11 protein-coding genes are annotated in these 10,622 nt (G+C 54.6%); 3 read left to right on the forward strand and 8 right to left on the reverse strand.

The annotated features are described in order from the left end of the window. The first annotated feature begins 306 nt into the window (after nucleotides 1-306). The 3 genes from B2R17_RS05600 to B2R17_RS05610 all read left to right on the forward strand — a co-directional run bounded on the left by B2R17_RS05600 (nucleotide 307) and on the right by B2R17_RS05610 (nucleotide 3,300). Nucleotides 307-1,218 (forward strand): hypothetical protein, encoded by a 912-nt coding sequence (locus B2R17_RS05600; protein ID WP_286763197.1) that lies wholly within the window; start codon nucleotides 307-309, stop codon nucleotides 1,216-1,218. Between the two features lie 78 nt (nucleotides 1,219-1,296). After that, nucleotides 1,297-2,901 (forward strand): alkaline phosphatase D family protein, encoded by a 1,605-nt coding sequence (locus B2R17_RS05605; RefSeq protein ID WP_286763198.1) that lies wholly within the window; start codon nucleotides 1,297-1,299, stop codon nucleotides 2,899-2,901. 75 nt (nucleotides 2,902-2,976) lie between these two features. Continuing rightward, a complete protein-coding gene (locus B2R17_RS05610; protein WP_286763199.1) occupies nucleotides 2,977-3,300 on the forward strand; it encodes a LamG-like jellyroll fold domain-containing protein in 324 nt (107 codons plus the stop codon). A gap of 32 nt (nucleotides 3,301-3,332) precedes the next feature. Here the strand turns inward: B2R17_RS05610 and B2R17_RS05615 are convergent, their stop codons facing one another. The 8 genes from B2R17_RS05615 to B2R17_RS05650 form a co-directional block, all read right to left on the reverse strand. After that, complete coding sequence (locus B2R17_RS05615) at nucleotides 3,333-4,736, reverse strand: alkaline phosphatase D family protein (RefSeq protein WP_339889075.1); 1,404 nt, start codon at nucleotides 4,734-4,736, stop codon at nucleotides 3,333-3,335. Between the two features lie 190 nt (nucleotides 4,737-4,926). Then, nucleotides 4,927-6,216: a hypothetical protein gene (locus B2R17_RS05620; protein WP_286763201.1), complete on the reverse strand. Its 1,290-nt coding sequence runs from the start codon at nucleotides 6,214-6,216 to the stop codon at nucleotides 4,927-4,929. 25 nt (nucleotides 6,217-6,241) lie between these two features. Beyond that, a complete protein-coding gene (locus B2R17_RS05625) occupies nucleotides 6,242-7,474 on the reverse strand; it encodes an HlyD family efflux transporter periplasmic adaptor subunit (RefSeq protein ID WP_286763202.1) in 1,233 nt (410 codons plus the stop codon). A gap of 360 nt (nucleotides 7,475-7,834) precedes the next feature. Next, nucleotides 7,835-8,416, reverse strand: coding sequence for a transglutaminase-like domain-containing protein (locus B2R17_RS05630; RefSeq protein WP_286763203.1), 582 nt, complete (start codon nucleotides 8,414-8,416; stop codon nucleotides 7,835-7,837). A 156-nt stretch (nucleotides 8,417-8,572) separates the two neighbouring features. Further along, complete coding sequence (locus B2R17_RS05635; RefSeq protein WP_286763204.1) at nucleotides 8,573-9,082, reverse strand: hypothetical protein; 510 nt, start codon at nucleotides 9,080-9,082, stop codon at nucleotides 8,573-8,575. Nucleotides 9,083-9,108: 26 nt separating this feature from the next. After that, nucleotides 9,109-9,615, reverse strand: coding sequence for a hypothetical protein (locus tag B2R17_RS05640; RefSeq protein WP_286763205.1), 507 nt, complete (start codon nucleotides 9,613-9,615; stop codon nucleotides 9,109-9,111). Between the two features lie 147 nt (nucleotides 9,616-9,762). Beyond that, nucleotides 9,763-10,059 carry a hypothetical protein gene (locus B2R17_RS05645; RefSeq protein ID WP_286763206.1) on the reverse strand — a complete coding sequence of 99 codons (297 nt, stop codon included), beginning with the start codon at nucleotides 10,057-10,059 and terminating at the stop codon, nucleotides 9,763-9,765. A gap of 48 nt (nucleotides 10,060-10,107) precedes the next feature. Continuing rightward, on the reverse strand, nucleotides 10,108-10,622 hold a 515-nt coding region (locus B2R17_RS05650; protein ID WP_286763207.1), incomplete at its 5' end, for a hypothetical protein.

Below are 10,622 nucleotides of genomic sequence, written 5' to 3' on the forward strand. Positions count from 1 at the left end.
GCATCAACAAACTGCACGACCTCTCCACGCGGCGTGGTCGCTCATGGCTCTGAAAGCCGCTCGGACGCGGGACACGGTTGCACACAAGATTGAAGACCAACGGCGAACGACTGGTAAGGTGAATGACCGCAGCCGACCAGCTTGAAAGCGATGCAACCACATTGTTTCTTAACCTCAAACTCTCGACCGCTGCTGCGAATTCGCAAGCCGCTCGTGTATCCTGCAAATCTCTGTCCCACCCCGCCTCATCGGCGCGTGTTCTGTGCTGAACCGCGTTGATCGCACTCCCACCTGAAGCACTCACCCATGTTCGCTTTGTTTCGTGTTTCGGCGTTGCTTTTGTTCATTGGGTTGTCGGCAACGGCACTGGCCCAGTCTCCCGTTGCGGACGACGACGCGACGAGCAACATCCTACGACAAGAGAACTTGGTGGCTTGGTGCATCGTGCCCTTTGACGCGGCCGAGCGGACACCGGCCGAGCGAGCTCGAATGCTCCGTGCGCTGGGCATCCGTCGTAGTGCTTACGATTGGCGAGCCGAACATGTTTCAACTTTCGAACAAGAGATTCTGGAATACCGCAAGCACGGGATCGAGTTCTTCGCCTTCTGGGGCGGACATCCAGAAGCATATCGCTTGTTTGAAAAGCACGACCTGCATCCGCAAATTTGGATGATGCCGCCCAACCTCACCGAAGGAACTCAGGAGCAGAAGGTCCAGCGAGCCACCGAGCAAATGGTTCCTGCCGCGAAGGAAACCCAACGATTGGGCTGCAAGCTGTCTCTGTACAACCACGGGGGTTGGGCGGGCGAACCAGAGAACCTGGTCTCAATGTGCCGATTGCTTCGTCAGCAAGGATTCAATCACGTTGGCATCACCTACAACTTTCATCATGGTCATGATCACATCCACGACTGGAAGCAATCTTTCGAGTTGATGCTCCCGTATCTGCATTGTCTGAATCTGAACGGGATGGTGGATGGCGCGAATCCGAAGATCCTGGGCATCGGCAAGGGCCAGCATGAAACCGACATGATTCGAGTCGTCATGGAAAGCGACTACCAGGGACCAATTGGCATTCTCGACCATCGCTCCGATTTGGATGCCAGCGAATCATTGACTGAAAACATCGAAGGTGTTCGCTGGGTTCGCAAAGAGCTTCAGCTGCCGGGCAGCGGCGGTGCGAAACCGAAGACACCGTCACCCCACACGACTCCATAGCAAACACCTGTGCCGATCCGATTCGGTATCTCGTTCTTGCAACCCGCAGTTCAACTGACGCTACTTTCACAACACATCATGATCTCTCTCAAACTTTGTCGAATCGTCCTTTGCACTTCCTGCTTGGTGTGCATGCTCGCGGGATCGCCTGCATCCGCTGCCAACGACGTGGTAGGCCCGCTCGTAGGCTCGATCGACAGCACGTCCGCGCAATTGCTCTACCGAGCCGGTGCGTCCGAACACCCGCTGCAACTTTCGATTCTGCTGGAAGGCAACGTGGTTCAGCGGATTTCCTCGGTTGGTAGCAAAGACGATGACTACGTGGCGAAGTTCTCCGTCACCGATCTTCAGCCGAACACTCGTTATCACTACCAGATCGACAACACAGAAACGCGAGAGACTCTGGTCAAACCAGATGAGCAGCACTTCTTCCGGACCGCGAATCCGAAACGCGACGGCCACCGTGTTTCTGTCGGATTTGCTTCTTGCGTTGACATCGAGCCCAACGGCATTTGGAAAGAGATGCAAACACTGGATCTCGACATGGTCTGCTTGATGGGAGACACGCCGTATATCGACAGCACTGAGCTAGCACAGGTCAGATCGCGGCATCGCCAATTCTTGCAAATGCCCGACCTAGCCGAGTTGTCTGCCAACACTTCCACCGTGTGCACTTGGGACGATCACGACTTCGGCCGCAACAATGGCAATGGCCGCAATCTGATGAAAGGCAAAACGGACACGCGTCGCGGATTTGTCACCTACCGAGCCCATTCACAATTCGGCAATGGATCCGAAGGCGTCTACCACAAGGCGGACTTAGGCATGATCGAAGTGTTCTTCCTCGACCCGCGATACTTCTCGCAAACCGAGCCGTCACCCGTTGACGCGTCCCAGCCAACTTGTTTCGGATCGGAGCAATGGACTTGGCTGCTCGCCGAATTGCGGAAATCGAAAGCCCCTTTCAAAGTGCTGGCCCTCGGTGCCATTTGGGAGGACAAGAAGAACAAAGAAACCGATGACATGTTCACCTATTGGTATGAACGGGACGCTCTCTTGAATGTCATCCGAAACGAAAACATCAGCGGAGTCGTTCTATTGGGCGGAGATATCCACGTTGCACGGCATCTGATTCATTCTCGGAGGGCTGGGTATGACCTGCACGACTTTGTCATCTCGCCGGGCCACAAACGCACCATCACGGAACTGGACGTTTTCCATCCATCTCTGGAATGGTCGTTGGTGGAAGGCTGGCAATTCCTGACGCTCACAGCGGATGGCACTTCCGATGCACCGATACTCACCGCCGAATTTCGTCAGCCCGATGGAATTGTGAATCGCAAGGTTGAGATGCCTCTCACTTCTTTGACGGCGAGCGAAGAGCAACATCCGCATGCCAACCGGCAAGCTCACTGGTCGTTTGACGACGACTTCAAAAACAGCTCTCCCCTCGGACATCGCATCGACGCGGTTCCAGCGAATGGTGCTCGCGTCGACGCCAACAACGGTGTGTCCGGCGGAGCATTGAAACTCGATCGTTCCCGCCAGCAATACATTCGCGTCCCGCGAAGTTTCCTGGATGACAACTCGCCCCATCACACTGTTTCGCTTTGGTTCAAACCGACGAGCCTTCCGACGCATGGCACCGCGGAACGACACTTTCTCTTTGAAAGCACAGCGTAAGAAGACGTCTCCACGAAATCCGCGTGGCACCTCTCACTTGGAATGAGGTCTTCGGAATCACCGGACCAGATCAACATGCAACTCTACACTCACACGCTTCAACCCGCTTCTAAACCCGAGGCGGCTCCAGAGGCAACGTCGCAGGGCGGTTTTGACACATTGATCGATCGGGGGAGTTTGCTCGATCGCTGGAACCAAATCACGCTGACGTTTGATTCGCAGACACTCACTCTGTCTCTCAATGAGAAGCAAGTTGCAACACACACACTGCCCGTTCCCGGCCCTGCTTCCGAATTCGGAGGTCTGATAATCGGTGGGCATCGCGAAGGCACGGGACGCAACTTCGATGGCTGGATCGACGAAGTGTCCGTGTGGCAGGGAGAGATGGATGAGCAATGAGCCTGAACTCTCATCTGCCACGCTTATCGTTGTCACTCCGCCGCCTGCAGTTGGCTTCGTTTCAAAGTCATCTCATAGACCTTTTGGTCTTCCATCGTGATGCACTCAAAGGTGACCTCTGGATCAGGCTTTTCCAAGTCAAACTTCAGCAACCCAAAAAAGTTGCCTTCGTTGTAAGAAAAGACCGCTTCTTCCTTGGTCGGGTGCGTGTGATCGTTTGTCATCTTCGAAGTCTCGAACTCAAACAGGTCATAGCTGTTTGGACGTTCGATCTTGTACACGTCGGTTCGGTGACGATCGGCCGACAACAGGATCACGCCGCCGATGTTTTCCGTTTCGATAAAATCAAAGATCTCATTGCGTTCTTCTTTCACGCCCCACCACGAATCCCGACCTCCCTTGTCCGCGTGTTCCGTCCACAGCGTTCCTGAGGCGAGAACCTTGAACGTGGCATCGGACGCTTTCAGCTTGTTCAGCAGCCATTCTTTTTGTTCTGGACCCAACATCGTTCCATCTTCGAACGACCGGTAATAGCGATTGTCCAGCATGAAAAAGTCGACATCGCCGATCGAGAAATCAAACCAACAACCCGGAAGCTCGTCGCCGCCTCCATAAGCTGGATTGTTCCAATTCTCGCGAAAAACTTTCCACGATTCGAACTTCCAACTCGGTTTGAAACGCCGCGGGCCACCTGACGAATCATCCACGCCCAAATCGTGATCGTCGTAGACCGCGTACACCGACGTCGACGCGGTCAGACGTTGAAATTCAGGTCGTAATTGCCGGCGGTAGTAGTGAACACGCTGCTTCGTACGCGACTTGGGTTGATCGATGTAAACATTGTCGCCGAGCAACAGAATTCCGTCCGGTGACCGACCAGCGATTACGTCCCAGATTTTTTCTTTCGGCGGGTTGTAACGGGCTCCACCGCCGAAAGCGACGCTGAACGTTGCCTGCTCTCCCTTGGACGGATAGGTCCGGAAGGTTGGCTTGTTGTCGGCAAAGACGCTTTCACCGTTGACCAGAACATCGTAGGTGTACGACGTCGAGGGCTGGAGATCGTCGAGGTCCAAAAGTGCTGAGTAGTCCATCTCCACTGAGGTATTGACGACCTTGCTGGATTGACCGTCCATCACAACCTGCACGCTGGCGGCTTCTGTCGTTCGAACCCAGATGCGAGCGCCGTGGTCGGTGACGCAGCCCAGCATTGGTCCTCCCAATAGCTTCAAATCATGCTTCGCCACCAATTCACGAAACTCGGGCGAATCGACCACGTGCTGCAATCCAGCGTCCGATTCTTTGAGTCCGTACATGGACTCAAGGAAGTAGTGATCCATGTCGCCCACCACCGGCGTCTCGCGGGGTGTTGGGATCGGCGGTTTGGCGAAGGAAACCGTTGTGGCAGGAAGGATCGCTAGGAGGATCCCGGACAGCATTCTCTTCATGGTGGCGTTCTGTGGGAGAGTCTGGCGTGGCCCGTTTGAAGGTGGGGCGACCATGTTATCACAGCCAGATTGCCAACTGGGGAGAGACGGCTGGAACGTCAGGCAAACGCTAATGCGGTGGAAAGGGCGACGGGGTTTTTGCGAAAGGACTCCTGGCGTCGTCCACTACGGTTCAGGATGCTCACGGCATACAGGAATCCAATGTCATCAAGACAAACCCGGTGCCGTAGGGTTGGTGGTAGTCGTACAGCGGGTAATCCCACCAAGATCCGTCCGTTTCTTGACGATCCAGCATCAGCTTGGCCAGCATCGATTGATATGGCGCACGTTCGTCTTCGGGCAACAAATCCATTCCCACTGCGGCGTAGTAGTGGCCAAAGAAGTAAAAGTATCCGGCCACTTGCATCCAGGCTTCGTGGGGAATCGGTCGCTTTCGGCCAATGTCGAGCCAGCCATTGCGTAGATAAAGCCGGCAAAGCCAAACCTTCACGACGTCATCGGTGATTTTGGAATCGCCCCAAACTCGCATCGCCGCGTTGCAGCACTGGGACCGGCCGAGACTGCCGCCCGGACGGTTGATCTCACGCATGGGTCGGTACTGCAAGTCTTCACTATACAAGTAGCTGAAGTCGGGCTTCTGTTGTCTCCCTAACGCTGCCACCGCCCGATCCACCATCCGTTTTGGCGGAGTGATACCGAGCGAGTCGGCTTCCTTCAGGGCAACCAACACCGCTCCGTTGACAAAACTGGTCGACGACGACGTTGGCTGGTCGGCTTGATAACGAAAGTCGTAGTAGCCCCAACCACCGTCGACCGATTCGTAACGCTGCAGCATTTCGAATTGATCCTGGATCAGACCGACGATGCTGGATTGGCGATCCGCATCGTCCTTGTGCCATTCATGCAAACGCACAAGAGCCTGAATCGAATAGCCATGCCCCCAGACGTTGTACACGGCCGAGCCATCCGCTCGACGCAGCTTCGGCAATTCACGAAGCAACCACGTTTCCGCTCGATCAACCGAATCGCGAACCTGTGCCCTCAAACTTTGATCGGATGAATCCGCCGGCAAGTGCTCGAAAGTGTCAATCAACCCAGCGATTCCCAACGACGTGGTCGCGGCTCGAAACGCATGGTGAGCTCCGGGAACCGGGGCGTAGATATTCAAACCTTTCGTCCGAGTCGGTGATCCCCAAGAACCGTTCGGGTTCTGGTCTTCGAGCATGAACTCGACGCCACGCACGATCGCTGAGCGAATATCCGATTCGGTGGGCGCATCAATTTCAGGTGGCACGGGGGTCCGAGTCACATCGAAGTTCGCCACCGCCGGCAACTCTTCCGCATGGGATGCCGAGCTAAACACCAGCGGACAAAAGGCGGCAATCACCAACACGCAGCGAAGAGACGATCTTCGAACGAGCCGAGTGACCAAAGTCATCGTGAAAGATTGTTCGGTTTGCTTGATGTTCATAGCGTTTTCCCGAGGATGACCACGATCACTTCGTCAGTTCAACGGTTGCCGTCATGGTGGGCTTCACCGCATCAGGCAATTGCCCAAAGACCTTCACGGTCGCATCAAACTTGGTTCCCATGAATGGCACCGTCGCAATCGAATCAACGACGCCTTTCACTTCGGCCTTCGGATCAATCGCTGGCTTGATGACGCATGAATCACCTGTCTTGATGCCTGCCAAATCCGCTTCGCTCAACGTCAAACGAACTCGCATCTTTTTGGGCTGGACCACGGTGGCGATGACCTGGTCGGTTGAAACTTTCGCCCCCGCCTTGATCGGACTGGGCTTGGCATTGAGAGCACCACGATTGAGTTCTCCATAAAGCAAGATGCCGCCACCAGGAGCTTTGATGACGATCGACTTTCGTTGCTGGCGAAGCTCTTCGAAGTCGGCTTCCTTTTCTGCCAAAGCTTCGGCGGCCTTTCGACGTTCGATGTCGCGTTTCTTCTTGGCACTGTCGAGGTTGCGAAGGGTTTTCTCGTAAGCCATCTGAGCCCGTTCCCAAGTCGCCTCCGTTTGAGCGTCCTCTGCGGGAATGGATTGCTCCATCGTTCGTTTGGATCGGATCTCGGTGCTTTCCAATCGAAACTGAGCGGACTCGACCGAACGCTTGGCACGCTTGAGCACGATCTCTTCGGACTCTTCGGTCAAGTCATCTGCGTCGTACATCTGCTGAAGCTGCTTCAATTCCTCCGCCGCGTTTTCCAACGAGGCCTTGGACGATTTGATGTCGAATTCGGCACTTTTGATTTTTCGATCCCGGTCGACTTGCAAGTAGTTGTCGTAAGCCTGCTTGGCAGACTGACGCGCACGCTCCGCATCTTCGCGATCAAGTTTCTGAGCAGCAACGAATTGGTCAAACGCAAATTGTTCATCGGCCGCGGTGATTCTTGCCAAGCGAATATCGATCTCGGCGGCAGAAAGTTTTTTGTCGATGGATTCAGTGTCAAACCAAACGACCGTCTGGCCCTCTTTGACTTCGGTTCCGTGCGGCAGAATCTTCTTGATCTCAAGTTCACCAAACTGATCCAACCCGTGGTTCAATTCCCAACTTCGAGTCGCCTCGAATGTCCCCTGCACCTTGACCGGTTCAGCAGCCTTTTCTGCTTCTTTGTCCTTCGGCGCGTCGTCCAACGCGAGAAGCGAATTGGCCCCGAGGATCACGCAGAATGCCGCGACGGCGGTTCGAGTCATTCGATTCAACAAACAATTCATGATGTCATTCTCTCAAGGCGATGTGGGACGACAGTGATCGGCAATTTTTGTTCGGTCGTCTGTTTGAAGACGGCTCACTTCGGCGTGGTATACCGCCGAAAAAGCGGCGTGGCTTTTCAGAGTATCTGCAAAGATCACCGAATCAATCGACCGAAATGCAACGAGTCGATTCCACGCACTGAAAGAAGGCAGCGCCGCAATCTCGTCGCTAGTTGGCTGTCGCAGGAGGGCTCAGCCCCTCTTCGGTTTCATCATCACCGACGAGCAGGATGAAGGCGAACACCAAACATCCATCGACAATCACCCGACCACGCTGCAACAGTGGTCTCCATTGTACCTTCTGGCGGATGCCAGTTGCCTTCAATCGACATCGGGCAAATCTTCGGCCAGTTCAAGCCAATCATCGTGCCGCCTCAGTCGCTCTGCCACGGCCGGATGTGGCTTTGGCCAAATCTCTGGAAGATCGCATTCGCCTTTCATTTCGGTCGCAAACGCCAGTTGCTCGCGAGGCGGATCGAACTGGGCGTTCACGCCGGGTTTGTTCCCACGAGCGTCGATCCGAACCCAACCATGCCCCGGCAAATGAACGGCGTTTAAACCGTGCAAGCAGAACGGTGGACCATCGCCATCAACCGACAATCGCTGGTAACACATCCCGGAGGGAATTTGGTTGGCTCGCAACAAAGCACAAAGCAGATGACTCTTGGCATAGCAGTATCCAATCCCGTGCGACAGCACATCCGACGCTCGGCATGTCACCGGGTTGCGCTGTTCATCTCCCGTGTGCAGGATCGCGTCACGCACAAACTCAAAACAGTTCTTCGCTGTTTCTTCCATCGATGCCCCCGCCAGCTTGCGTGCACATTCAACGATGTCCGGATTGCCAGCATCAATGTCCTCGCAATGCCCAAGGTAGTCGTCTGGATGGAGAGATGAACTCATGTCGGTTCCGTTGGTCAGTCTTGGAAAGTAAAGCGTGCGAAGGACGGTGCAGAAAGCAAGTGGCATAGGCTTCCAGCCTGTGATTGCGAAGAACACAGGCTGGAAACCTATTCCACATTTGCTGTCCTAGTAGCGCCAGTTGGTAGACGGACAAGCCTAACCACCGGCAGGTTCATTCAGTTCAAGTGCCGCCCGCAAGAACGCCTTGAAGTTGAGCAGGTCACCTGGTGGACTGCCAGAGAACCATGATCCCAATTCATCATCGGGATAGATGGAAAACCTCAAACGCAACTCTCGAACAAAATCGTCCGGTGTCGTGCACTCCAATAGTCCCAAGGCCCGCTTTGCAAAAGCCTTGCTATGACCAGGAGTGTCAACGGCCGCATCGATTGCCGCTTCGCGTTCCCAGTGCATCAAAATTGAATAAGCAATTTCGTGATTCAAGAAACGCAAGTTCGATGGATCGTCATAGAAACTTGGATGAAGTTCCAACAACAGACAGCTCGCGGAACCATACTCGGCAATCGCAATGTCCGAGCGAGCCTGATAAAGGGCATGTTCCAACGAAGCGATCCGACGCTGATGGCGGATCTGAGTACCAACGAGCGCGAAACCCAAGGCAACGATGAGCACCGTGGTCAAAATCTGCGTCAATGTAAAACGCATGAAGCTCCTGTTCTGCTCAAGTGCGGTCAAACGGAAGCATCCTTCTCACTCAGCATTTGTCTGCTTGCGAAATGGTAACCCCAAAACGCTGCTGACAACACGAGCAGAATGGTTCCAATCCAGCTGGCCTCCCATGCTCGGAAAACTTGATGGGCCAGCGGTCCGGCGGGCTGCTGCCAAAGCTGAATTTGCCCAAACGCAAAAGCGGCAACTCCGAACGCAACAACCACTACTCCGACTCGAAATGGATTTACCCAGCTCGATTGTGATTGGTCGACGTCCTTCTCCATCGTCACGTCTTTCTTCACCGGCTTCTTGAAACGGGTGCCAAGTTGAAAACACAGAAAGAACGCGACGGTGAAGAGCAGCGTTGATGCGAGGTCCGCGGGCGATAGCAAGGTCGCACCGCAGGAACAAGCAAAGGCAATCTCCGCCGTTTGCAGAAGCTTGCTCCGACGCCACCGCAAAAGCAGTGAGACGAGCCCAAGGACGGCGGGCAAGACGAGCTCAAAGATACCAACAGAAAGGTGCATGGCTGAATTCTCCAACAAACAAATGGACTGGAAAGTTCGCCGAATGCACTTCGTCGACCGTTGGTCACGAAAGGGAAGCGATCAAATGATCTTATTGCCCCAACTTGGTCGAGTCAAATTGCCCGTCACGAATCAATTGTCGGTCGATCACAATCCGAACAAACCCAAAAGGACGACGATGGTGATGGCCTCGCGATAAGCGATCAGTCGCGTTGTGAACAAATCCGCGACCAACCGATTCCAGAATTCGCGAATGAACCATGCGGAAATGAACATCATGATCAGGTACCGTACAAAGTCGATCAACGATGTGAGCACCACGCCTTGGATGGGAACGCCCTGGGCTTTGTCAGAAAAAGCGAACGTGATGAACCCGGTCCCCGCCGAGTACAAAATCAGGAGAACGTTGAATCCGAGAGTGATCGTGGGATGAGGGGCTTTCACAATTGGTTCCGATACCGTGGCTCATAAGAATCTCGATGATCGACGAATTCACGCGTACTCGCTGGGTCCCAACATAACCGTCTCTGAGACGCCGCTTTCGGTTTCAAATCGGACGTAGCCATCTGCCTCGACCAGCGAGCGTTCTTCGTCAGTCAGTTCTTCTTCGAACTGTCGCTGGATCAACTCGGTGTCGATGTACTTGACCGCCAACTTCGCTGAAACCGTCGTCGCCACAATCACCACGGACAGAATTCGCATTCCAGGATAGGGCAAGAAGAACACTCGCGGGCCAATCATCCCCGAAACGATTTCGTAGCCTCGCGAAGCAACACGGTATCGCTCCAAGTCTTCGGTCGACGTCTCATCGACAGCTTCGTCGACCTCCGTCGCCACTCGCTCCACCGATGCCGCAATGGGTTCCGTCACGTTGCCGGAATCGCATCCGGTGACCGACGCGGCGGCAGCGAATGCTGAGAACGAAAGAAAATGTCTTCTCTGCATGGAAACGCTCGAAGTGAGAGAACGGACAAGCTCATCAGGGCGATTGCACGGGGCATCACGGG

The sequence above is a fragment of the Rhodopirellula sp. UBA1907 genome (assembly GCF_002337565.1).
Taxonomy (GTDB): domain Bacteria; phylum Planctomycetota; class Planctomycetia; order Pirellulales; family Pirellulaceae; genus Rhodopirellula; species Rhodopirellula europaea.

What these genes read in the sequence shown, in the direction of transcription:
- B2R17_RS05640 (WP_286763205.1), bottom strand. Translation starts at nt 9,615, where the DNA reads ATGCACCTTTCTGTTGGTATCTTTGAGCTCGTCTTGCCCGCCGTCCTT.
- B2R17_RS05600 (WP_286763197.1), top strand. Translation starts at nt 307, where the DNA reads ATGTTCGCTTTGTTTCGTGTTTCGGCGTTGCTTTTGTTCATTGGGTTG.
- B2R17_RS05605 (WP_286763198.1), top strand. Translation starts at nt 1,297, where the DNA reads ATGATCTCTCTCAAACTTTGTCGAATCGTCCTTTGCACTTCCTGCTTG.
- B2R17_RS05620 (WP_286763201.1), bottom strand. Translation starts at nt 6,216, where the DNA reads ATGAACATCAAGCAAACCGAACAATCTTTCACGATGACTTTGGTCACT.
- B2R17_RS05615 (WP_339889075.1), bottom strand. Translation starts at nt 4,736, where the DNA reads ATGCTGTCCGGGATCCTCCTAGCGATCCTTCCTGCCACAACGGTTTCC.
- B2R17_RS05630 (WP_286763203.1), bottom strand. Translation starts at nt 8,416, where the DNA reads ATGAGTTCATCTCTCCATCCAGACGACTACCTTGGGCATTGCGAGGAC.
- B2R17_RS05625 (WP_286763202.1), bottom strand. Translation starts at nt 7,474, where the DNA reads ATGAATTGTTTGTTGAATCGAATGACTCGAACCGCCGTCGCGGCATTC.
- B2R17_RS05635 (WP_286763204.1), bottom strand. Translation starts at nt 9,082, where the DNA reads ATGCGTTTTACATTGACGCAGATTTTGACCACGGTGCTCATCGTTGCC.
- B2R17_RS05610 (WP_286763199.1), top strand. Translation starts at nt 2,977, where the DNA reads ATGCAACTCTACACTCACACGCTTCAACCCGCTTCTAAACCCGAGGCG.